The 22,958-nt window shown below is 65.5% G+C and carries 21 protein-coding genes and 1 tRNA gene; 11 read left to right on the forward strand and 11 right to left on the reverse strand.

Annotated elements, in window-relative coordinates; genetic code table 11:
* Positions 1-211: 211 nt before the first annotated feature.
* The 9 genes from thrS to J5T34_RS05670 all read left to right on the forward strand — a co-directional run bounded on the left by thrS (position 212) and on the right by J5T34_RS05670 (position 8,404).
* A complete protein-coding gene (gene thrS, locus J5T34_RS05630) occupies positions 212-2,119 on the forward strand; it encodes a threonine--tRNA ligase (RefSeq protein ID WP_208578978.1) in 1,908 nt (635 codons plus the stop codon).
* Between the two features lie 41 nt (positions 2,120-2,160).
* Complete coding sequence (gene infC / locus J5T34_RS05635) at positions 2,161-2,682, forward strand: translation initiation factor IF-3 (RefSeq protein ID WP_208579007.1); 522 nt, start codon at positions 2,161-2,163, stop codon at positions 2,680-2,682.
* A gap of 161 nt (positions 2,683-2,843) precedes the next feature.
* Entirely contained in the window at positions 2,844-3,041 is a 198-nt protein-coding gene (gene rpmI / locus J5T34_RS05640) for a 50S ribosomal protein L35 (protein WP_006575466.1), read from the forward strand.
* A gap of 28 nt (positions 3,042-3,069) precedes the next feature.
* Positions 3,070-3,426, forward strand: coding sequence for a 50S ribosomal protein L20 (rplT, locus tag J5T34_RS05645; RefSeq protein ID WP_006575465.1), 357 nt, complete (start codon positions 3,070-3,072; stop codon positions 3,424-3,426).
* Positions 3,427-3,603: 177 nt separating this feature from the next.
* Positions 3,604-4,641, forward strand: a complete 1,038-nt coding sequence (gene pheS / locus J5T34_RS05650; RefSeq protein WP_208579008.1) for a phenylalanine--tRNA ligase subunit alpha — start codon at positions 3,604-3,606, stop codon at positions 4,639-4,641.
* Positions 4,642-4,762: 121 nt separating this feature from the next.
* Complete coding sequence (gene pheT / locus J5T34_RS05655; RefSeq protein WP_208578979.1) at positions 4,763-7,210, forward strand: phenylalanine--tRNA ligase subunit beta; 2,448 nt, start codon at positions 4,763-4,765, stop codon at positions 7,208-7,210.
* 85 nt (positions 7,211-7,295) lie between these two features.
* Positions 7,296-7,688: an integration host factor subunit alpha gene (locus J5T34_RS05660; RefSeq protein ID WP_432207630.1), complete on the forward strand. Its 393-nt coding sequence runs from the start codon at positions 7,296-7,298 to the stop codon at positions 7,686-7,688.
* A gap of 137 nt (positions 7,689-7,825) precedes the next feature.
* Positions 7,826-8,269, forward strand: a complete 444-nt coding sequence (locus J5T34_RS05665) for a MerR family transcriptional regulator (protein ID WP_208578981.1) — start codon at positions 7,826-7,828, stop codon at positions 8,267-8,269.
* A 58-nt stretch (positions 8,270-8,327) separates the two neighbouring features.
* A tRNA-Pro gene (locus J5T34_RS05670) sits at positions 8,328-8,404 on the forward strand.
* Positions 8,405-8,682: 278 nt separating this feature from the next.
* Here J5T34_RS05670 and J5T34_RS05675 read toward each other — a convergent pair.
* On the reverse strand, positions 8,683-9,528 hold the full coding sequence (locus J5T34_RS05675; protein WP_208578982.1) for a glycosyltransferase family 25 protein: 846 nt from the start codon (positions 9,526-9,528) through the stop codon (positions 8,683-8,685).
* Between the two features lie 540 nt (positions 9,529-10,068).
* On the opposite strand from J5T34_RS05675, the gene J5T34_RS05680 reads away from it, so the two are divergent.
* Positions 10,069-10,299, forward strand: coding sequence for a hypothetical protein (locus tag J5T34_RS05680; RefSeq protein WP_208578983.1), 231 nt, complete (start codon positions 10,069-10,071; stop codon positions 10,297-10,299).
* 1,163 nt (positions 10,300-11,462) lie between these two features.
* Here J5T34_RS05680 and J5T34_RS05685 read toward each other — a convergent pair.
* The 7 genes from J5T34_RS05685 to J5T34_RS05715 all read right to left on the reverse strand — a co-directional run bounded on the left by J5T34_RS05685 (position 11,463) and on the right by J5T34_RS05715 (position 14,538).
* On the reverse strand, positions 11,463-11,897 hold the full coding sequence (locus J5T34_RS05685; RefSeq protein ID WP_208578984.1) for a DUF930 domain-containing protein: 435 nt from the start codon (positions 11,895-11,897) through the stop codon (positions 11,463-11,465).
* 33 nt (positions 11,898-11,930) lie between these two features.
* Positions 11,931-12,491, reverse strand: a complete 561-nt coding sequence (locus tag J5T34_RS05690) for a GNAT family N-acetyltransferase (RefSeq protein WP_208578985.1) — start codon at positions 12,489-12,491, stop codon at positions 11,931-11,933.
* Positions 12,492-12,522: 31 nt separating this feature from the next.
* A complete protein-coding gene (locus tag J5T34_RS05695) occupies positions 12,523-13,149 on the reverse strand; it encodes a sugar O-acetyltransferase (protein ID WP_208578986.1) in 627 nt (208 codons plus the stop codon).
* 69 nt (positions 13,150-13,218) lie between these two features.
* Positions 13,219-13,488: a DUF2188 domain-containing protein gene (locus J5T34_RS05700; RefSeq protein WP_208578987.1), complete on the reverse strand. Its 270-nt coding sequence runs from the start codon at positions 13,486-13,488 to the stop codon at positions 13,219-13,221.
* Positions 13,489-13,546: 58 nt separating this feature from the next.
* Positions 13,547-13,756, reverse strand: a complete 210-nt coding sequence (locus J5T34_RS05705; protein ID WP_208578988.1) for a DUF2188 domain-containing protein — start codon at positions 13,754-13,756, stop codon at positions 13,547-13,549.
* Between the two features lie 76 nt (positions 13,757-13,832).
* Complete coding sequence (locus J5T34_RS05710; RefSeq protein ID WP_174105732.1) at positions 13,833-14,057, reverse strand: DUF2188 domain-containing protein; 225 nt, start codon at positions 14,055-14,057, stop codon at positions 13,833-13,835.
* A 100-nt stretch (positions 14,058-14,157) separates the two neighbouring features.
* Positions 14,158-14,538, reverse strand: coding sequence for a YkvA family protein (locus tag J5T34_RS05715; RefSeq protein ID WP_208578989.1), 381 nt, complete (start codon positions 14,536-14,538; stop codon positions 14,158-14,160).
* Positions 14,539-14,656: 118 nt separating this feature from the next.
* Here J5T34_RS05715 and J5T34_RS05720 point away from each other — a divergent pair, with 118 nt between their 5' ends.
* Entirely contained in the window at positions 14,657-14,935 is a 279-nt protein-coding gene (locus J5T34_RS05720) for a hypothetical protein (protein ID WP_208578990.1), read from the forward strand.
* 76 nt (positions 14,936-15,011) lie between these two features.
* Here the strand turns inward: J5T34_RS05720 and J5T34_RS05725 are convergent, their stop codons facing one another.
* The 3 genes from J5T34_RS05725 to J5T34_RS05735 form a co-directional block, all read right to left on the reverse strand.
* Positions 15,012-16,001: an aldo/keto reductase gene (locus J5T34_RS05725; RefSeq protein WP_208578991.1), complete on the reverse strand. Its 990-nt coding sequence runs from the start codon at positions 15,999-16,001 to the stop codon at positions 15,012-15,014.
* On the reverse strand, positions 15,998-17,818 hold the full coding sequence (locus tag J5T34_RS05730) for an FAD-dependent oxidoreductase (protein WP_208578992.1): 1,821 nt from the start codon (positions 17,816-17,818) through the stop codon (positions 15,998-16,000). Before J5T34_RS05730 ends, J5T34_RS05725 begins: the two co-directional genes overlap by 4 nt.
* 184 nt (positions 17,819-18,002) lie before the next feature.
* Positions 18,003-22,874 (reverse strand): NAD-glutamate dehydrogenase, encoded by a 4,872-nt coding sequence (locus J5T34_RS05735; RefSeq protein ID WP_208578993.1) that lies wholly within the window; start codon positions 22,872-22,874, stop codon positions 18,003-18,005.
* Positions 22,875-22,958: the final 84 nt, after the last annotated feature.

The raw sequence follows: 22,958 nt of genomic DNA on the forward strand, positions 1-22,958 counted from the left end.
GTCTTCGTCCCAGGTCGCCCGGAACATCGGGTGGATCGATCGGGTGAAATTATGAAAAACGCGGCCTTGGCCGCGTTTTTTTTCGCCTGTCGCCTGCCAGCACCCTGATAAGCTGCCGGTCGCCCTGTCCCGTGCGGGGCGGCCAGTCGAGAAATATTCATCCGCCCCAGGCAACGACCTTGCCGGCGGATTCCCTGTAAGAGGTCCCAAGATGATCGCAATCACGCTGCCGGATGGCTCCCGCCGCGAGTTCCCCGAACCCGTCACGGTTGCCCAGGTCGCGCAGAGCATCGGTGCCGGTCTGGCCAAGGCCGCGCTGGCTGGCAAGGTCGACGGCAATCTGGTCGATACCAGCTATCTGATCGATCGCGACGCTTCGCTGGCCATCGTCACGGACAAGGATCCGGAAGGCGTCGACGTCATCCGCCACTCCACGGCCCACCTGCTGGCCTACGCGGTCAAGTCGCTCTATCCCGACGCGCAGGTCACGATCGGTCCGGTGATCGAGAATGGCTTCTACTACGACTTCGCCTACAAGCGCCCCTTCACGCCGGAAGACCTGGCCGCCATCGAGAAGAAGATGGCCGAGCTGGCGAAGAAGGACGAAAAGGTGACGCGCGAGGTCTGGAATCGTGACGAGGCGGTCAAGCTGTTCGAGTCGATGGGCGAGAAGTACAAGGCCGAGATCATCGCGTCGATTCCCGCCGGCGAGGAAATCGGCCTGTATCGCGAAGGCGACTTCGTCGACCTGTGCCGCGGCCCGCACGTGCCGTCGACGGGCAAGCTGAAGGTCTTCAAGCTGATGAAGGTCGCCGGCGCTTACTGGCGCGGCGATGCCAACAACGAGATGCTGCAGCGGATCTACGGCACGGCCTGGGCCCGCAAGGAAGACCAGGATGCCTACCTGCACATGCTGGAAGAGGCCGAGAAGCGCGACCACCGCAAGCTCGGCAAGCTGCTGGACCTGTTCCATCTGCAGGAAGAGGCCCCGGGCATGGTGTTCTGGCACCCGAAGGGCTGGCAGATCTGGCAGGCGGTCGAGCAGTACATGCGCGGCCGGCTGACGGAGGCAGGCTACAGCGAGGTGCGCACGCCGCAGGTGATGGATCGTTCGCTGTGGGAGAAGTCCGGCCACTGGCAGAACTACAAGGAAAACATGTTCGTCACGGAGTCGGAGAAGCGCGACTACGCGATCAAGCCGATGAACTGTCCGGGCCATGTGCAGATCTTCAACCACGGCCTGCGCTCGTATCGCGACCTGCCGCTGCGGCTGGCCGAGTTCGGCTCCTGCCACCGCAACGAGCCCTCTGGCGCGTTGCACGGTCTGATGCGCGTGCGCGGCTTCGTGCAGGACGATGCCCATATCTTCTGCACGGAAGAGCAGATCGTCGCCGAGGCCAAGGCCTTCAACGATCTGGCGTTCTCGGTCTACGACGACTTCGGCTTCAAGGACGTGGCGGTCAAGCTGTCGCTGCGCCCGGAGCAGCGCGCCGGTTCCGACGCAGTCTGGGATCACGCCGAGGAAGGGCTGCGGATGGCCTTGCGGGCCTGCGGTGTGCAGTGGGAAGAACTGCCGGGCGAGGGCGCCTTCTACGGTCCGAAGGTCGAATACCACATCAAGGACGCGATCGGCCGTTCCTGGCAGTGCGGCACGCTGCAGCTCGATCTGGTGCTGCCGGAGCGCCTGGATGCCGAATTCGTCTCCGAGGACAACTCCCGCAAGCGGCCGGTGATGCTGCATCGGGCGATTCTCGGCTCTTTTGAGCGCTTCCTCGGCATCCTGCTGGAAAACCATGCCGGTGCGCTGCCCGCCTGGCTGGCCCCCGAGCAGGTCGTCGTGATGAATATTGCAGATTCCCAGGCGGAATATGCGGAAAACGTCGTGCAACTGCTGCAAAAACAAGGGTTTAGGGCCAAGGCGGATTTGCGTAACGAGAAAATTACGTATAAAATCCGCGAGCACTCGCTGCAGAAGGTGCCGTACCTGATCGTGGTCGGCGACAAGGAGCGGGATGCCAATCAAGTGGCCGTGCGTGCCCGTGGCAACGTGGATCTGGGTGTGATGCCCGTCTCCGCGTTCGTGGAGCGTCTGAACAACGACGTCGCCACCAAAGCCTGATGGGAGCACGGCTTGTTTTTTTCTTCTTGAGGTAACGGAACATCGCTACGGACAAAGGTCATCGCATCAACCGCGAGATCAGCGCATCGGAAGTGCGGCTGGTAGGGGTTGATAACGAGCAGCTGGGCATCGTCAAATTCATGGACGCATTGCGCCTGGCCGAAGAGAAGGACTTGGATCTGGTGGAGATCGCGCCCAACGCGGCTCCTCCCGTGGTTCGCATCATGGACTACGGCAAGTTCAAGTACGAGGAAGCCAAGCGCGCTCACGAGGCCAAGCTGAAGCAGAAGATCATCCAGGTCAAGGAAGTCAAATTCCGCCCTGGCACGGATGATGGCGACTACAACGTCAAGCTGCGCAATCTGAAGCGATTCCTGGAAGAGGGCGACAAGACCAAGATCACGCTGCGTTTCCGTGGTCGCGAGATGGCCCACCAGGAAATCGGCGCGCGCATGCTCGAGCGGCTCAAGAGCGATCTGGAGGAGTTCGGCCAGGTCGAGCAGATGCCGAAGATGGAAGGCCGCCAGATGGTCATGGTGCTGGCGCCCAAGAAGAAAAAGTAAGCCTGGTTTTGCGTGGCGTGCGGGCCCCGGTTGGGTGCCCGGACGACGCGCGAACACAGCGCGGGCCGCTCGCGGCGCCGTGCAAAACAAGTGGATGCGGGTCTTGCAAGCGTCGGCGTCAGCCGTCCACCTGCATGCATGTCATAGAGCTGGAGTTTTTCATGCCGAAGATGAAGACCAAGAAAAGCGCTTCCAAGCGCTTTACTGCGCGTCCGAACGGTTCGTTCAAGCGTGGCCAGGCCTTCAAGCGTCACATCCTGACGAAGAAGACCACCAAGAACAAGCGTCAACTGCGTGGCACTCAGGACGTCCATGAGACGAACCTGAAGTCCGTTCGCGCGATGATGCCCTACGCCTAACCCCTGACGAAAACGAAAGGAGAGTTTCATGCCTCGAGTCAAACGTGGGGTCACCGCACGGGCCCGCCACAAGAAAGTCATCGACGCTGCCAAGGGTTACCGCGGCCGTCGCAATAATGTCTATCGCATCGCCAAGCAGGCGGTCATGCGTGCTGGCCAGTACGCATACCGCGATCGTCGCAACAAGAAGCGCGTGTTCCGCGCCCTCTGGATTGCACGTATCAACGCGGCGACGCGTGAGCATGGCATGACCTACAGCGTGTTCATGAACGGTCTGAAGAAGGCCTCGATTGAACTGGACCGCAAGGTGCTGTCGGACATGGCGATTCACGACAAGCCTGCCTTTGCCGCCATCGTCAACCAGGTGAAAGCCGCCGTTGCCTGATGCCGGTTCCGGTCGCGCAAGCGACCGGGCGCATGCACCGACCGCAAGGTCGAAAGCGGCCTCCGCCAAGGGGCCGCCGAAACGGGGCTCCGAATCGAGTCCCGTTTTTTTTTGCCGGTCCTGCCGCGTGCAGGGCCGGGAGCCATACACCACTCATCGCCGACCACCGCCATGTCACTGGATCCGGACCAAATCGTCGCCGACGCGCAGGCCGCCTTCGCCGCCGCCAACGACAACGCCACGCTGGAAAACGAGAAAGCGCGCTTTCTCGGCAAGACCGGCGCGCTGACCGAGCTGCTCAAGGGCCTCGGCAAACTGGACCCGGAAGCCCGCAAGGAGCAGGGCGCCCGCATCAACCAGGCCAAGCAGCAGGTCGAGGCCGCGCTGCAGGCGCGCCGCCAGGCGCTGGCCGACGCGCTGATGAACGCCCGGCTGGCGGCCGAGGCGATCGATGTCACGCTGCCCGGACGCGCCGTCGCGCGCGGCAGCCTGCATCCGGTGATGCGCACCTGGGAGCGCGTCGAGCAGATCTTCGGCTCGATCGGCTTCGATGTCGCCGACGGTCCCGAGATCGAGACCGACTGGATGAATTTCACCGCGTTGAACAACCCGGACAACCACCCGGCGCGTTCGATGCAGGACACGTTCTACGTCGACGGCCGCGACAGCGAGGGCAAGCTGCTGCTGTTGCGCACGCATACCAGCCCGATGCAGGTCCGCTATGCGCGCATGCACGTCGAGAAGTACCGCGGCAAGGCGATGCCGCCGATCAAGGTGATCTGCCCCGGCCGTACCTATCGCGTCGACAGCGACGCGACCCATTCGCCGATGTTCAATCAGGTCGAGGGTTTGTGGATCGGCGAGAACGTCAGCTTTGCCGACCTGAAAGGCGTCTACACCGATTTCCTGCGCAAGTTCTTCGAGCGCGACGATATCCAGGTGCGCTTCCGTCCGTCGTACTTCCCCTTCACCGAGCCCTCGGCCGAGATCGACATGGCCTTCGAGGAGGGCAAGAATGCGGGCCGCTGGCTGGAGATCTCCGGCTCGGGCCAGGTGCACCCGAACGTGCTGCGCAACATGGGGCTGGACCCCGAGCGCTATATCGGCTTCGCGTTCGGCTCCGGGCTGGAGCGGCTGACGATGCTGCGCTATGGCATCAATGACCTGCGCCTGTTCTTCGAAGGCGACGTGCGTTTCCTGCGCCAGTTTGCGTGAGGACGGAAGGCGCGTGGTTTTGCCGCGCCTTGCCTGCATCCCCGAACGGCCGTAGCGTCATCGTCGAACCCTGGCGGCGCCATGCCGCCGCCCACAGCATACCCACCGGATCAGTAGCGCCATGCAATTCTCGGAATCCTGGCTTCGTACCTTCGTCAATCCCGACAATCTGACCACCGATGCGCTTTCGCACCGCCTGACCATGGCCGGGCTGGAAGTCGAGGAGGTCGGGCCGGTCGCGCCGCCGTTCGACAAGATCGTGGTCGCGCGCGTGCTGGCCACCGAGCGCCATCCGAACGCCGATCGCCTCAACGTCTGCCAGGTCGATGCCGGCACCGGCGAGACGCTGCAGATCGTCTGCGGCGCACCCAACGTCAAGCCGGGCATCCTGGTGCCGTGCGCGCTGGTGGGCGCGGTGCTGCCGCCGACCGAAGCGGGCGGCAAGCCGTTCGAGATCAAGGTCGGCAAGCTGCGCGGCGTCGACAGCTACGGCATGCTGTGCTCGGCGCGCGAACTCAAGCTGTCCGAAGACCATGAAGGGCTGATGATCCTGCCCGACGATGCGCCGGTCGGCGAGAACATCCGCCGCTATCTGGACCTCGACGATCAGGTCTTCGTGATCAAGCTGACGCCGAACAAGGCCGATTGCCTGTCGATCCACGGTGTCGCGCGCGAAGTCGCCGCGCTGACCGGTGCACCGCTGACGCTGCCCGCGATGGCGCCCGTGGCGGTCACGATCGACGACCGCCTGCCGGTCAGGATTTCCGCGCCCGATCTGTGCGGCCGTTTCAGCGGACGCGTGATCCGCGGCGTCAATGCCCGCGCCGCGACGCCGGCGTGGATGGTGCAGCGGCTCGAGCGCGCCGGCCAGCGCAGCATCTCGGCGCTGGTCGACATCTCGAACTACGTGATGCTCGAGCTGGGCCGTCCGTCGCACGTCTTCGATCTCGACAAGATCCACGGCGGACTCGACGTGCGCTGGGGCCGCAAGGGCGAACAGATCAAGCTGCTGAACGGCAACACCGTCGAGGTGGATGAAACCGTCGGCGTGATTGCCGACGACAAGGAAATCGAGAGCCTGGCCGGCATCATGGGCGGCGACAGCACCGCCGTGACGCTGGACACGACCAATATCTATCTCGAAGCTGCATTCTGGTGGCCGCAGGCCATCCAGGGCCGCGCGCGCCGCTACAACTTTTCGACCGATGCCGCGCATCGCTTCGAGCGCGGCGTCGACTATGCGACGACCGTCGAGCATATCGAGCGCATCACTGCGCTGATCCTGCAGATTTGCGGTGGCCAGGCCGGTCCGGTTGACGACCAGATCGTCAACCTGCCGCAGCGGCCGCCGGTGCGGCTGCGCGTCGCGCGCGCCGAGCGTGTGCTCGGCATCGCGCTGAACACGGCCGAGATCGCCGATGTATTCCAGCGGCTGGGCTTGCCGTTCTCGCAGAGCGAGGGCGCCGAAGGCACCGTGTTCGAGGTCACGCCGCCGAGCTATCGCTTCGATCTGGAAATCGAAGAGGACCTGATCGAGGAAGTCGCCCGCATCTACGGCTTCGAGCGTATTCCGGCCCGGCCGCCCGTCGCCGAGAGCGAGATGCGCCCGACCGGCGAGGCGCGTCGTTCCACGCATGCGGTGCGCCACGCCGTCGCCGCCCGCGACTATCAGGAGGTGATCAACTTCGCCTTCGTCGAGGAGAAGTGGGAGCGCGATTTCGCCGCCAACGACAACCCGATCCGCCTGCTGAACCCCATCGCCAGCCAACTCGCCGTGATGCGCTCGACGCTGATCGGCGGGCTGCTCGACAAGGTGCGCTACAACCTGAACCGCAAGGCCGCGCGCGTGCGCCTGTTCGAGGTCGGCCGCGTGTTCCTGCGCAATGCCGGCACCGCGGACGGCGGCCTGACGGTGGCCGGCTACGATCAGCCGATGCGCGTGGCCGGCATCGCCTACGGCCCGGCCTTCGAAGAGCAGTGGGGCGTGCCGACGCGACCGGTCGACTTCTTCGACATCAAGGGCGATGTCGAAGCACTGCTGCAGCCGCGCCAGGCGCGCTTCGAACCGGTCTCGCATCCCGCGCTGCATCCGGGCCGGGCCGCCACCGTGCTGCTCGAAGGCAAGCCGATCGGCGTCATCGGCGAATTGCATCCGCAGTGGCTGCAGGCGTATGAGCTGAGCCATGCGCCGGTGCTGTTCGAGCTGGACCTGGACGCCGTGCGCGATATCGGGCTGCCGGGCTATGCGGAGATCTCGAAATTCCCGGCGGCGATGCGCGACCTCGCGCTGGTGGTCAAGCAGACCGTGCGCGTGCAGGACATGACCGACGCCATGCGCGCGGCGCTCGACAAGCAGGGCTTCGGCCGCTATTTGCAGAGCCTGGTGCTGTTCGACGAATTCCGCCCGAAAGCCGCTTCGGCGGCCATCGGCGCGGACGAGAAAAGCCTTGCCTTCCGCTTGACCTTGCAAGATACTGGGGCGACCCTCCAGGACGAGACCGTCGACAGCGCCGTGCGCTGCATGGTCGAAGCCGCCACCGCCGCCTTCGGCGCCCGGCTGCGCGGCTAGCCACAGCCCGAACCCTGAATGGGCCGCCCGGGCACCCGCATCCGGGCGGCAGACTGACGAGATGAACGACCAACACGCGACTCTGATGACCGCAGCAGCATTGGGCGAAGCTGACGACCGGCACGCGGCTACGCAGGCGGATGACACGCCGGAACCGCGCGTCGCTGAGGTGCCCACCCTGACCAAGGCCGAACTTGCCGAGATGCTGTTCGACCAGGTCGGTCTCAACAAGCGTGAATCGAAGGACATGGTCGAAGCCTTCTTCGACGTGATCCGCGAAGCGTTGGAGCAGGGCGACAGCGTCAAGCTGTCCGGCTTCGGCAACTTCCAGTTGCGCGACAAGCCCCAGCGTCCCGGCCGCAATCCGAAGACCGGCGAAATCATTCCGATCACCGCCCGCCGCGTGGTGACCTTCCACGCCAGCCAGAAGCTCAAGAGCCTGGTGGAGGAACGCGCCGGACTGGCGTCCAGCGACTGACTCACACTGACAGCCCACAGCCGCACGGTCCATTGCCGCTCCCGCGGCCAATCTGTATGCTGCTGCTGCGCGCCAGGTCGGCGCGCCATCCCATTCCAACCACCGCCGGCGCGGCCTGAAACCCGTCCGTCCATTGCATGTCGGATAAATCGAGCGAGCGCATCACGTTGCCGCCCATTCCCGCCAAGCGCTATTTCACCATCGGTGAAGTGAGCGAACTGTGCGCCGTCAAGCCGCACGTGCTGCGCTATTGGGAGCAGGAGTTCACGCAGCTCAAGCCCGTCAAGCGGCGCGGCAACCGGCGCTACTACCAGCACCACGAAGTGCTGCTGATCCGCCGCATCCGCGAGCTGCTGTACGAGCAGGGCTTCACCATCAACGGCGCACGCAACCGGCTCGACGAAGGGCGGCATCACGCCGAACCGCCCATGCCGGAAGAGGCGGCACCGATGCGGCCTTCAAGCGCTGGCGTTCCGCCTTCGGCATCGGTGCTGACCGTCGACGTTCGAGCCTTGCGCGCGGAACTGATCCACGTACAGCACGTGCTCGCGCAGCTCAAGCAGATCGCCGCCAAGGACTAAAAAATGCGCTCCACCGCCTATTCATTTCGGTGGGGCTTCTGATATACTCTTGTGCTTTCGGGGCGTAGCGCAGCCTGGTAGCGTACCTGCATGGGGTGCAGGTGGTCGGAGGTTCAAATCCTCTCGCCCCGACCAAATTGAAGCCCGCATAATCGGAAGATTACGCGGGCTTCACCATTTCTGCGATGCCGCGTTTCAGTCCTGATTTCGGCAGTGTCCCGTACCAGCGGCCGCAACAGCAAGCTGCACGGTCGAGGGTGAGTCCGCGGGCTTCATTCGCGACGCAGGTCTTGCCACCCAAGTTCGAAGGCTCGGGCCCCAGCCTGGATTGTAGTGTCACGTCACCACATCCGAAACGCCGCGTCGGTGCCGACGTCTTGCAGTGCCGACAATCATGCCGGCGTCTGTATGGATTAAGGAATTAACGGGGCGCGGGAAAGGCCATAACGCCGCAGGTTAAACAGCCTGCGCCGCAGCCCTTGTGTGCCATTGATGAGTTCACGCTGCAGTTTCCGCCATTTCGGACGTCGACCCGGCGCGCGGAATCCGATGGTGGAATTGAATTCTGGTTCAAGGGCGATGGCTGGCGGGAAAAGCGTATAAAGGTGCAGCTTGTGTTCCCAATAGAAGTCCATCACTTCGTCGATGGGCCACACAATGCGCCGCGCCAAGGTCAGGAGTTCCCGAGCCGCTTTGGGCGTCAGCAGATAGCCTTGTGTTCCTGCCGGCTGTCTGTCGTAGGCGCGCAAGGTGTGCATACCGTCCAGATGGGCGTATGTCCAACTGCCTCGGCGTGGGATCAATTCCATCAGCCGAACGACATCCCACTTGTCACGGTGCGACATCAGGATTCGGATTCGCTGTGTGAAGTCATCCAGCAGGACGATATCGTCCTCGAGAATGCACCACACCTCGCCGTCCTCGGCTTCCGCGCAACGCTTCCAGAGTTCGCGGTGGCTTAGATAGCAGCCAACTTCGCCAGGGCGCAGGTCGTCGCCGAACAGGCGGCGCCGCGCGCGGCTGTCGTAATCTTTTGGGTACTGGCTGCGGTCATTGATTCGGATTCCGTCGAAGAACTCGTAACGGATTTCCGGAAATCGGCTGAATTGCTGTCTCATGTGCCGACGGCGCTCGACATCGCTGGGCAGCGAAACAATAAAGACCTTGTTGACACCTGGCGCGCTTTGACCGAAAGCGCAGGTATTCGTCGCGCCGCCCGCGTTCGACGCCGCGGTGATATGCGCATTAATGACCCGCATAGATTTCCCGTTTATCTGGCTACCTTGGAGGCGCCGGTTTTATCGGGCATCTTTATCGTGCCCGTGGAATTAAAGGCCGCCATTATATGGGTGAGATGCCTACCGCGCCATCCTTCAAGGGAGTGGGGGTAAAGTTGAACCATGCTTGGGGGCTGAGGCGATAAAAAGGGTTCGGTAAAAAGCCCGTCTCAGCTTGGTGGTCGGGAACCATGCAAGTTCATTCCATTCATTGCGCCGCCCGGGACGGCCGTTGTTCCGGAGCCAGCCCTTGGGTCCTTGGCGCCGCGTCAGGCCTCTGCCGTAGGCTCTGCCAGCGTGAGCCGCAGCATGGGGCGCGATCGTCTGATCGAGACGGCTTATGCGATGGACATCCACGTTGCGCCATGTCACCGCGGCGCCTCATAGATGCAGAAGGCCCGAAGACGTGCAGGGAAAACCTTCGATTTCCGACCCGGTATCCAAGGTTCTCGTCACCGCCCGCTTCTTTGTTCCCGCGCGTCTTGGCACCATGACAGCTCCCCAACCCTCTTGGAGGAAACTATGGACGCAAGCCATTCGCAAGAGCTGGTCAAGCATCTGAGAGAGGTCGTCGAACGTCTCGACGACATGTCGTACTACGGCGCCTCGTCGACAAGCCAGCGCGTGCATTTGGCGGCTTTGGCGATGCAAGGATTGGTCACGAGCATGTCGGGAGAAATGGAAGTCTCGGCTGCCGCCAAGCGAGCCGTTCAGTACGCGGACGCCTTGATTTCCGCGTTGGAAGACGAGTAGTACCGCAGTAGGGTAGCGAGATGAAAAGCCCGCGTGGTCACAGCCACGCGGGCTTTTTGTTGTCGACTGGCATGTCCTCTTCGCGATGATCTGCCCGTCATAGCCGGGCGCTTTCGCCCAGGCCGTCGGTTATCTACAGAAGCCAGCCCGTTTTCAGTATGAGAGACGGTAGGCTGCCACTAATGTATCGGGAGGCAAGGGCGGGATGCGTTGGGCGGCAACGATGCCGCTGCCCCCATCAACGGCAACGCGTCGGTCACCGCGTCTCGTCCGAGCCTATTTCCTAGTCGGTTGTATTTGCCCGATACCTTCATTGGTATCGGGCTTTTTTCGTTGCGCACAAGCCGTCCCGAGCAGGGCCGTCGTAGGTACCACCGATTGCGAGCGTCCTCCGGAGGCGGGAATGCAAAACGCCCGATGAGGGTCATCGGGCGTTTCGTACCGGCCGGATAAATCAATCAAAAAGCGGGCATCGGAAATTACGGGTGAGTCGTTCGCGCGATCAGCCGCCAGCGAATGTGTCCCTGCAGCACCCCGTGAACATGGTGGTTCGGCGGTGGCAAAGGATGTTCACGGGGCGAGATGGCGCTGGAACCGCAGCCCTCGCATCGGTAGATGCCTGAGTACGGGGCCTGGGCACCCGGGGCGAGCACGAGCTCGTAGGCGGGGTCTTCCTCTTGCGTGAAATAGCGCGTGTCGTTGCAGAAAGGCATATCTCCTCCGTGGAAAAGGCCGGGGAGCCATTACGCCATCAGTTGGCGCCGCTTCTGTCGTAATCGAGTGACCTTCTTTCGGATCCGATGCTGAGCCCTACGACTTCCACCTGAGGAGCCTTCGCCAAGGGGGGGGCGCCGTTGGCGCTAGTCACGTCCCTTTCCCGACGATTGGACGGTCATGGTCGGGGGCGTCCATCGGTGCCGTCGGTTGTCTACAGAACCGAGCCCGTTTTCAGTATGACGTGGGGCACGCTGGAACTAAGGTACTGCCAGGCGAGGACGAGGTGCCTAGGCCGGTAACACGTCGGTGCCCCCATCAGCGGCGTTGCACCGGTCACCGTGCCTCGTCTGAGCCTATTTCCTGGTAGGTTGTATTTGCCCGATGCCTTCGTTGGCATCGGGCTTTTTTCATTGTTCGAGGCGCTATCTCGCTCTGCTACCGCCGCTCTACTTGCCACCCTCGAACTTCGCCTCGAAGGACGTCGCTCGTGCCGTTTGCGGGTCGAGCGCGCAGGTGAACGTGAAATTGCGCCATCCCGTGCGCCCGCGGGCCTGGCCGCTTCCTTCGAGGACGGTATTGCCTTTCAAGCTCAGGCTTTGCGGCGTGTCGTCGCCGAGGAATACGCGGTCGACCTTGGCGTCGGTGCGTTTCAGTTCCTGCAGGGCCAGCGGGCGGCACATGACTTCGGCGACTTTCTTGGCGTCGCTCCATTGACTCGCGACATTGCGGTCCGCGGGCGTGCGCAAGGTGCCGATGGCCCGGTCGAGCGCCTGCCGCTGCGAGTCGGTCAACGGGCTGTTGTCCTGGGCGACGGCAGGACAAGCGGTCATCGCGAAGAGGGCGGCCAGCAGGGCGCGATGCAGTCGGTTCGAGCGTGCCATACGAAGTCCCATCGGGTTGGAATAGCGCCGATTCTACGGCGATGCCGGCGGCGCGGCATCATTGCCCGGGCCGGACACGTCTAGCGCGAGCCGCATTGCGCAGCGCAGATGCACCGGCAAGCCGAGTTCGCGTTCGTGCTCCAGCACGGCGGTGAGCCGTTCGCCCAGTGCGTTGCCTTCGATCGGGTCGAATCCCAGCTGTCGGTAGAAGGGCCCGTTCCACGGGAGATCGCGGAATGTGGTCAGCGTGACCGCCGACAATTGTTGCCGGCGCGCATGCGCAATGGCCTCTGAAACCAGCGCGCGCCCGCAGCCCTGGCCTTGGCTATCGCGATGGACGGCAAGTTCCCAGATATGCAGCGCGTCATCGAAGCGCTCGGCGCTCAAGAATCCCCGCACCTTGCCGGTGTCGTCCACCGCGACCCAGGCAGTGCCCGCGGCAATGAAGCGAAGGTGAACGTCCGCCGAGAGGACGTCGTCGTCGGCAATCCATGCCAATGCCGGCACGGTTCTGAACAGCGCGGCGGCGGAGCGTTCGATGTCCGGCAGCGATGCCGCGTCGCTGCTTGTCGCGGGCCGGATCAGCGGCGCCATGGCCGACGCATGCGGCGAGCGCGCGACGCCATCATGCCTCGGTGCCATCGTTCGCTGGCTGTGCGATCTCGCGGATCACGCGCGCCGGATTGCCGACCGCGACCACATTCGGCGGAATATCGCGTGTGACCACCGCGCCTGCGCCGATCACGCTGTTCTCGCCGATCGTCACGCCCGCGAGCACGATGGCGCCACCGCCGAGCCAGACGTTGTTGCCGATCACGATCGGTTTGGCCGCCTCGTATTTCTGCCGCCGCAGTTCCGGATCGACCGGGTGTGTCGGCGTCAGCAATTGCACATTGGGCCCGATCTGTACGTCTTCGCCAATCGTGATCGGCGCGACGTCCAATGCCATCAGTCCGTAATTGACGAAGGTACGTGCGCCGACGGTGATGTACTTGCCGTAGTCGACGTAAAGCGGTGGCTTGATATTGACGTCCGGCCCGACGGCGCCAAGCATTTCGTGCAGAACCTGTTGCGCGCTGTCGAGATCGACGGCATAGCGCGTCTCGTATTCGCGCGACAGGCGATAGGCGCGGCGCGATGCGGCCTGTAGTTCAGGGTCTTCGGCGATATAGAGATCGCCGGCAAGCATTCTTTCCTTTTGACTGCGATGGTCGTTCTTGTCGGTGTCGATGTCGGTGTCGGTGCTCGACATGGGTATTCCGATGGCTTGTTGTCGCGCGGCCGATCATAGCAGGGGCGAAGCCACCTTCCGCGAAGCGAGTCAGTCGCCGCCGTCGCCACCACCGTCGCCACCACCGTCACCAGCATCGCCCTCGTGGCCGTGGCCATCGCCACGGTCATAGCGCGTGCGCTGCTGGATCTGCCCATCGGGCCCGTGAATCACCAGTTCGACCTTGTCCTTGCTCGCTTTTTCGCGTCCGGCCGCGATGGCCTCTTCCTGCGATGGATAGTGCGAGGTGGCGCCGTCGGTATCTTCGACGGTCACCGCCCAGCCGCGGTCGGCGGGCAAGACGTGGACGGTACGATTCATGGCTGTTTTCCATTCCCCGGCAGGCAGCGTTGGCAGTGCCTCCACTGCCTGCCGGGGATCAAGCCGCGAGGCTTTCCTGTTCGGTGAGGCGGCGGATTTCGCCGTCGGCTTCCTGGACCAGCAGTCCCACGCCGCGCCGGCGGGCGGCGGCCATGGCGAGCTGCAGCGCGTCATCGCGGCCGTCGTAGCGCAGGATCGATTGCGCCTGGCCTTCGACGGTCAATTCCCATCCGGTATGGGTGGCTTTCAATACGAAGTTGCGTGGCATGGTCTTCGGTCGAGAGCGGAGGGAATCTGCATCGTAGTGCATCGCGATGGCGGCCAGTATGCGAGTTCGTCCTACGTCATCCTTTGGACGCCGCCGGATCGTGGCCGAAGCTGTTGCGCATGCGGATCTGCCCATCGCGGCCGTGCACCAGCAATTCGACGCGGTCGCGCCGCGCCGCATCGGTGGCGACTTCGATCGCTTCTTCCTGCGTGTCGTGATGCGAACTGGCTTGCGGTTCGCCTTCGCGGCTGACATTCCAGCCGCTGCCATGCGGCGTCACATGGATATTGCGTCCTGCCATGGTGGCACCTCGTGCTTGGAGAGCTTGTTGGCGACTTTCTTCCTTTCTAGAGCGGGGGCGAGGCGTGTGGTATCGGTGGCTGTCCGACAGTGCGGGCGCGTCAGCCGCGCCACCACCGCCATGCGAGCAGTGCTGCCGCGAGCCACAGTGCCACCACGATGGCCGCACCCCAATAGCTGCGCGGCTTGCCGCGCCGCTCGTCGAGCCAGCACTGCGCCTGGGCGCGGCAGGAGTCGGCAAGCGGAGCAGGCAGGGTGCGCAGTGCGCACCAGATCAGCGCAGGCAGCAGGACGATTTCGTCGAGGTAGCCGAGCACCGGCACGAAGTCCGGAATCAGGTCGATGGGACTGAACGCATAGGCGACGATCAGCGCGCACAGCCCGCGGGTCAGCCATGGCGTTGCAGGGTGGCGGCAGGCGAACCAGAGCGTCAGCACGTCGCGGCGCAGTCGTGCGGCCCACGCACGCAAGGTGTCGAACATGGCGGGATGTCGGGATGGCGAGATGCCGGGGAAGTCGCGGCGCTGGAGCGGATACCGCACGTTGGCACGGCAGCGCGCATGCTAGCATGCCCGCATCGAGGTCACGGGAGAGAACATCATGGCCAAGCGCGAACGGCCCGCACGTGCGCTGCAGGATGAAGTGAGCCGCCGTATTCAGCGGCTCGATGAAATCGTCGACGAAGGTCTGAAGGTGCGGGTGCCCGTGCCGCAGCGGCATCCGCGCGACGCGCGCGGGCGCAATTGGGATATGCAGGGCTTCGGCCATGTCCGCGGCCATGAGCGCGTGATCCGCGCGGTGGTCGACAAGGTGCGCGACGAATTCGATCTGTCCGACAATCCCGCCACGCCAACGGACCCGTTCACGCCGGCGTCCTGATTTGGCAGGTCGATCGGCGCACCGAAAACGCACCGAAAATTCACCACCGGCGCACGTTCAGCGCCCCATCACCGCCTCATGCCGGCTCGCGTTCCGGCATGTCGGTGCAGGGCCCGTTCCGGCAAGGCCGCGGCGAATCGCCGCCCAGGATGGCGGGCGCCAGCGCGCGCCCGCGTTCGCCCAGCGCGCGATACCGCTCCAGCAGATCGAGGTTCTGGCGGATATGCTGCTCGGAAAACATCGAGGTGATGACGATACCGTGCTCGCCGGCAAGGCTGAGCGCGAAATGCATGGCCAGTTCCTGCTCGGTCAGATCCTCCAGTCCGAGCTTGCTGACGGCCTCGCGCACCGGCCGGCTGGCCGCGCTGCCTGCCAGGCTGTCGGGCCCGCCGCCGTAGGGCCGCGACAGAAAGCGCTGCCGCCCGGCGCCCATGCCGGCATGCAGGCGGTCGAGCACGTTCAGGTTGGCCTCGAACAGCCATGCCGGCGCCTGCTGCGCAAGCGGGGTTGCCATGATCTGCGGCGAATCGATCGTCACGCCCCACTGGCCGATCTTGCCGTCGCGCTGCGCGTCGTCCAGGAAGCGCTGCAGCTCGTCGGTCAGCACCTCGGGCGAGTGCGGCTCGTGGATCAGGTAGTAGTCGATGCGCTCGCTGCGCAATTGGCGCAGGGATTGTTCCAGGCAGCTGCGCGCATAGCCGACCTCGTAGTTGCGCTGCGACAGCGCAACGCGCGAGGCGGCATGGACCATGCGGCTGCCACCGGGCATGCGCTTGAGCCAGCCGCGGGCGAAGCTCTTGGCCAGGCTCAGCGCGCGCGTATTGCGTGGGGGCACCACACCGAACTTGCTGGTGACCGTCACGTGCTGGCGCTTGCCGGCCAGGAATTCGCCGAGCAGCGCCTCCGCCTCGCCGAAGCCATAGGAGCGGGCCACGTCGAAGTGGCGGATGCCGTTGTCGTACGCGATCGCCAACGCGCGCAGCGATTCCTTCCTGCCCACCCGGCCCAGCATGGGAGCACAACCGAAGCCCAATCGTCCAGACAGTTCCTTGGAATGCTCACTCACCTTGGCGCTCCTGCGGTCGCTACGGCAACGGGCTCGTCGAGCGGTTCGACGGAAGGGGGGATCCGGGCCGCCACGGGCGTGGCGTCGGTCGCCATGTCGTTAGTCATGCGGGCGTCGTTTCGGTTCGCGGCATCGTTGGCCGCTTCGTTCGCCAGTTGTGCCGCAATGTCGTCGGCAATGCGCGCGGACAACGCGACGATGGTCAGGGTCGGGTTGGCCTGTCCCGACGACGGGAATACCGCGCTGCTGGCAACGTACAGATTGTCGGTGCCGAACACGCGGCAGCGCGGGTCCACCACGCCGTCGCGCCAGTGCGCCGCCATGCGCGCGGTGCCGATCTGGTGAAAGCCGTCCGCCGCCTGGGCCAGCACCGCGTCGATGCGCTCGGCTTCCGGCATCCAGTAGTCGAGCCGGCCGGCACCGGTCTTGCGCAGATGCCGGTCGAGCAACGCGTGGCAGCGGACCACCGAATCGGCATCGGCCTGCTGATAGCGCAGATCGATCCGCAGCCGGCGCATGCCGTGGCAGTCGGTGCTGTCGGCGAGCGTCACGCGGCTCTCCCGCGAGGGCAACTGCTCCGCATGATAGTGCAGCGCATAGACATTGTTCGGGCTCGGCAGAAAGAAGCCGGGCAGCCGCGGTCGTGCGAAATAGCGCCGGTAGACGAAGGGCGGCACGAACGTCGCAATCTTGGTTAGGTCCTTGCAGACATTGCGGACATGGGCGCCGCGGTCCTTGCGCGCGCTGGCGTTGGCAACCAGCTTGGCGATCGCGGGCGGCGCCAGATAGCGGCTGATCACCGGCGTGCACAGCGCGAGGTAGGCGAACGAGAGGATGCCGTTGCCATGCGCGGGATCGGCGGGCGGATGGTTGTCGAGCCACATCGCGGTATTGAGCAGCCGCTGCTCGCGTTGCACGCGGGCCGGCACGGTGAAGCGGCGGCGCGCATAAAAGCCCTGCGCATCGCGCTCGAAATGATAGATGGTGCGCGACGCCTCCGAGTCGAAACGTACGCTGGCAATCTTGCCGGAGATGTGCCCCATGTAATGCCGTCCCAGCAGACCGCTGCGATTGCCGAGCCGGTCGCCGTGCCGCGCATTGACGTTCAGCAGCAGCCGCGTCGCCTCGAGCCCGCCGCAGGCCAGCACGAAGTGGTCGGCGACGATGCGCGTACGCGCGGTGCCACGGGCCACCACGATGCTGGCCACATGCTCGCGATCGGCGCTGGGTTCGATATCGACGCAGGTCGCGCCGAGCAGCAGCTGCACGGTGGGATCGCGCTCGAACCAGTCGCGATAGCGGCGCGCAAAGTTGGGTTCGCCGCTCCAGCGCTCCAGATCGGAGGCGATCACGTCGCCCGGCTGGAAGCGCGCGGTGATGGGGCGGCTCGCCGATTCCGCGGCGAGGCGATCCAGTGTGAAGGCCGGCTGGCCGCAGTTGGTGTACTCGCAGGCGCGGGCGTAGTAGGGCAACAGCTCTTCGTAGCGGATCGGCCACGCGGTGTCGGGCGCGTAGTCGCGCGCCTCGAAATCGATCGGATCGAACGGGATGCAGCGCCCGCCCCAGAGCCAGGACGTACCGCCGAATGCGCGTCGCACGGCGTCCTGCATCGTGGCATGGCGGCGCGCATCGGCGATCTCGGCATCGCACATCGCCTGCGCTTCTTCCTGGAAGGTTTCGCCGCCGCTTTCGACCAGGATCACGGCGATGCCGCGCCGGGCGAGTTCCCTTGCGCAGGTGATGCCGGCCGGCCCTGAGCCGACCACGCAGACGGTCGTACGCAAGCTCGCTTGGTGCGAGGGGGGACGCAGTACCATGGGGGTTCTCCGGCAGCCTGGCGATCGCGGGATGACGCGGGACGGCCTGCCGCACGCCCGGTGGGGCGCGAGAGGCATGGGCCGGTTCGACACGCTCAATCTATGGGTCCGGTTGACCAGCGTCCGTGCGTTGCCACACGCAGTGCTGCACTGCGCAAGAGCGCGTGCCAGCGTCGCGGGCCAGTCAGGCCGCGTGCTCCAGCATGCCGATCTCGCGCGTGGCCACCGACAGCATCGACAGCCCGGTGGCGCCGGCCGCGCGCTGGTCGGCCAGCATGCGGCCGAAGCGTTCGAGCGGCGCGTGCCGCGCCTGGCGCCAGCGCTCGATCAGCCCATCGGCGCCTTCCTCGCGCGTGCCGCCGCCGGCCTGCTGCAGCACGCTGACGGTCAGCGCGCGCTTGAGCCGGTCCAGATCGTCCAGCGTGGTGGTGCGCGCGAGCAGGTCCCAGTGCGTGTCCGCCGGCAGTGCCTGCGCGCGTTCGCGCAGCCAGCCGAAGCTCAGATGCCGGTCCAGCGCGAAATAGACATCCGCCACCTGCGCCAGGCTGCGTTCGCAGCCCGAGGCCACCTCGGCGATATCGAGCGCGGCGACGGCGATATCGCCGGCCGCCACCTGCAGGGCCAGCGTGTCGTCGATGCCGAGCGCGGTCAGCGACTCGCGCCGCTGGGTCAGCGCGGCGGCCTCGTGCTCGGCCAGCAGCGTCGGCAGCCGCGGCGTCAGCCAGACCGCCGCGGCGGCATAGTCGGGCCGCGCGCCGGCCGGTGCGCCGTTGGTGGGGCGTCGCCGCAGCAGCCATAGCGTTGCGCCCTCGAGCAGCCGCGCCAGGCCGGCGAACATGCCGGCCTGCACCTCGTCGGCGACGCGGTTGTCCAGCGCGTCGATGGCCTGCCACAGCCCGGTCAGGCCGAACACATCGCGGGCGGTCAGGCAAGCGCGCACGATGTCGGGTGGACGGGCGTCGGTCTCCTCCATCATCCGGTGCACGAAGGTCGGGCCGACGCGGTTGACCAGCGTGTTGGTCAGATAGGTGGCGAGGATCTCGCGGCGCAGCGGGTGCCGCTGCATCGTGTCGGCGTAGCGCGCACGCAGCGGCTGCGGGAAATAATCGGCCAGCAGGCCGGCCACGGTCGGGTCCTCCGGCACGTCGGAGGCAAGCAGCGCGTCGTACAGCCACATCTTGCTGTACGCGAGCAGCACCGCGCGCTCGGGCGAGGTCAGGCCGAGCCCGGCGGCCTTGCGCTCGACGATCTCTTCGTCGGGCGGCAGAAATTCGATCGCGCGATTGAGCCGGCCCGCGCGTTCGAGTGCGCGCATCAGCCGCGCCTCGATATCGAGCACGTCGGCGGCACGCCGGTTGGCGATCGACAGCGCCTGGGTCTGGTAATAGTTGTCCTGCAGCACCAGCGCCGCGACTTCGTCGGTCATCTCGGCCAGCAGCTTGTTGCGCTGCTTGTCGGTCATCTCGCCATCGGCGACCACCAGCCCGAGCAGAATCTTGATGTTGACCTCGTGATCGGAGCAGTCGACGCCGGCCGAATTGTCGATCGCATCGGTATGGATGCGCCCGCCGGCGCGCGCGAATTCGATGCGGCCCAGTTGCGTGAAGCCGAGGTTGCCCCCTTCGCCGACCACCTTGCAGCGCAGTGCCGCGCCGTTGACGCGCACCGCGTCGTTGGCGCGGTCGCCGACCTGCTGGTGGGTCTCGTCGGTGGCCTTGACGTAGGTGCCGATGCCGCCGTTGTACAGCAGGTCGACCGGCGCGGTCAGGATCGCCTGGATCAGCTCGGCCGGCGTCAGAGCCGCCGCCTCGATGCCGAGCGCGGCACGCACTTGCGGCGTCAGCGCGATGGTCTTGGCGCTGCGCGGATGCACGCCGCCGCCGGCCGAGATCTTGCTGGCATCGTAGTCGGCCCAGCTCGAACGCGGCAACGCGAACAGCCGGCGCCGCTCTTCCAGGCTGGCGGCGGGATCCGGATCGGGGTCCAGGAAGATATGGCGGTGGTCGAACGCAGCCAGCAGCCGGATATGGGGCGACAGCAGCATGCCGTTGCCGAACACGTCGCCGGACATGTCGCCGATGCCGACGACGGTGAAGTCGGTCGACTGGATATCGATGCCGAGTTCGCGGAAATGCCGCTTGACCGATTCCCAGGCGCCGCGCGCGGTGATCGCCATCTTCTTGTGGTCGTAGCCGACCGAGCCGCCGGAGGCGAAGGCATCGGCGAGCCAGAAGCCATATTCGGCCGATATCGCGTTGGCGTAGTCGGAGAAGCTCGCGGTGCCCTTGTCGGCGGCGACCACGAGATAGGGGTCGTCGTCATCGTGCCGCACGACCTGGGGCGGCGGCACCACCGCGCCGCCGGCCAGGTTGTCGGTGACATCGAGCAGGCCGCGCAGGAAGGTCTGGTAGCAGGCCACGCCTTCGGCCATCCACGCATCGCGATCGGCGGGCGAGGGCGGCCGCTTGACGACGAAGCCGCCCTTGGAGCCGACCGGCACGATCACGGTGTTCTTGACCATCTGCGCCTTCATCAGCCCCAGCACCTCGGTGCGGAAATCCTCCCTGCGATCGGACCAGCGCAGTCCGCCGCGCGCGACACGGCCGCCGCGCAGATGCACGCCTTCGACGCGCGGCGAGTAGACCCAGATCTCGAACATCGGCCGCGGTTCGGGCAGGCCGGCGATGCGGGCCGGATCGAGCTTGAACGACAGGCAGGGGCGGGGCGTGCCGTCCGCGCTCTGGCGGAAGCCGTTGGTGCGCGTGGTGGCCTGGATCACGCCGAGGAACTGCCGCAGGATGCGGTCCTCATCGAGATTGGGCACCTGGTCGAGCGCGGCGCCGATCGCCTCGAGCAACTGCGCGCAGCGTGCCTCGCGCGCCGCGGTCGAGCCGGCATCGTTGGCGGGATCGATGGCCGGATCGAAGCGCGCGGCGAACAGCGCCACCAGCAGCGCGGCAATGCGCGGATTGCCGGTCAGCGCGCGCTCGATATAGGCGTCGCTGAAGGTCGAGCCGACCTGCCGCAGATACTTGGCGTAGGCGCGCAGGATCGTCACGTCGCGCGCCGGCATTTCGGCCAGCAGCACCAGCCGGTTCAGGTCGTCGTTCTCGATCGCGCCATCCCAGGCCCGGGCGAAGGCGTCTTCGAACAGATCCTTGGCGCGGGCCATGTCGAGCTCGGCGCCGCCGATCAGTTCGAGGCCGAAGTCATGGATCCACAGCGGCGCGCCCTCGTCGGGCTCGATCCGGTAGGGCCGTTCCTCGTGCACGCGCACGCCGAGATGCTCGAGCATCGGCAGGCTGTGCGACAGCGCGATCGGCTCGCCGGCGCGGTAGACCTTGAAGCGGAACGCGCCCGGCGGGGCCTCGATCGGCCGATACAGATTCATCGACAGGCCGTTGCGCCGCCGCGCCAGCTCCATCAGTTCGATATCGCGCACCGCGGTGCGCGCGGGGTAGTCCTCGCGATAGCCGGCGGGAAACGAGTCGCCGTAGCGGCGCAGCAGCCGGTTGCCCTGTTCCTCGCCGGCCTTGTCGAGCAGGGCCGCCGCGAGATCGTCCTGCCAGCGGCGTGTCGCCGCGACGATGCGTTCCTCCAGCGCGCGCGTATCGACCTCGGGCATGGTGCCCGGCTCGCCGCGCACGGTCAGATGGATGCGCGCCAGCGGGGACTCCGACAGCTGCGGCGTGAACTCGCAGCTGGTGCCGCCGAACGCGTGCATCAGCAGCTTCTGGATGCGCTGGCGCAGATCGGTGTTGTACTTGTCCCGCGGCACGAACACCAGGCAGGAGACGAAGCGGTCGAAGCGGTCGCGCCGCACGAACAGCCGGATGCGCTGATGTTCCTGCAGGCGCAGGATGCCCAGCGCGATGTCGAACAGTTCGTCCTCGCTGGCCTGGAACAGTTCGTCGCGTGGATATTGTTCGAGGATCGTGACCAGCGACTTGTACAGATGGCCGCGCTGCAGAAAGCCGGCACGCGCCAGGATATGGGCGCATTTGCGGCGCACCAGCGGAATCTCGCTGGTCGACACCATATAGGTCGTCGACGTGTACAGCCCGAGAAAGCGCCGCTCGCCGAACAGCTTGCCGTTGGCATCGAGCAGCTTGATGCCGATGTAGTCCAGATAGCCCGGCCGGTGCACCGTCGAGCGCGAGTTGGCCTTGGTCAGGAAGATCGGCGATTCGCCCTGGATGATGGCGGTCGCCGCAGGCGGCAGCGGCGTCAGGTCCTCCGCGGTGGGGGCGCGCCGGCTTTCGCGCAGGATGCCCGCGCCGGAGCCCGCCACGCCGCGCAGAAAGAAGCGGCCGTCCTGCTCGACCAGCTGGTAGTCGCGATGGCCGAGGAAGCAGAAGTGGTCGTCGACCATCCACTGCAGCAGCGCGCAGGCTTCCGCGGTATCGCCCTCATTGCCGCCGGGCAGGCGCTGCAGATCGGCGATGCTGCTGCGTGCGATGTCCAGCATCTTCGGCCAGTCTTCGACCGCGGCCCGCACATCGCCGAGGATGCGCGTGATGCCGGCCCGCAGCGCCTCGAGCTGTGCCGGCTCGCTGCAGCGGTCGACCTCGAAGTGGATGAACGATTCGAGCCGCGATTCGGGGTCGGGCGCCTTGTCGCCTCCCAGCGCGATGCGGGCGATGCCGCCGTCGTGCCCGCGCCAGACGCGCAGCACCGGATGGAAGGCCGAATGCAGCGTCAGCCCATGCCGGTTGATCTCCATCGTCACCGAGTCGACCAGGAACGGCATGTCGTCGTTGACCATCTCGATCACGGTGTGGTCGGAATGCCAGCCGTGCTGTTCGAGGTTGGGGTTGTAGACGCGCACTTGCGCGCGGCCCGGCACGAAGCGTTGCGCGGTCTGCCAGTGGGCCATTGCGGCGCCGTAGAGGTCGGCGATATCGCGCTCGGCCAGGTCCTCGGCATCGGACACGTCGTAGTAATGCCGCAGCAACGGTTCGGCGATGGCGAAGACGGCGTCCGGCAGGCGGGCTCGCGCAAACTCCACCAGATCGGCCAGTTGTTGTTCGACGCGTTCTTCGCTGTCCGCTTGCATGATGTCTCCTTCGGGGGAGGCGAGTGCCGGTGCCTGCTCTTAATGTAGAGCATAAACACGACGGTGGCGGGACAAGGGGAAAGC

The sequence above is a fragment of the Cupriavidus gilardii genome, assembly GCF_017598945.1.
Classification (GTDB): domain Bacteria; phylum Pseudomonadota; class Gammaproteobacteria; order Burkholderiales; family Burkholderiaceae; genus Cupriavidus; species Cupriavidus gilardii_E.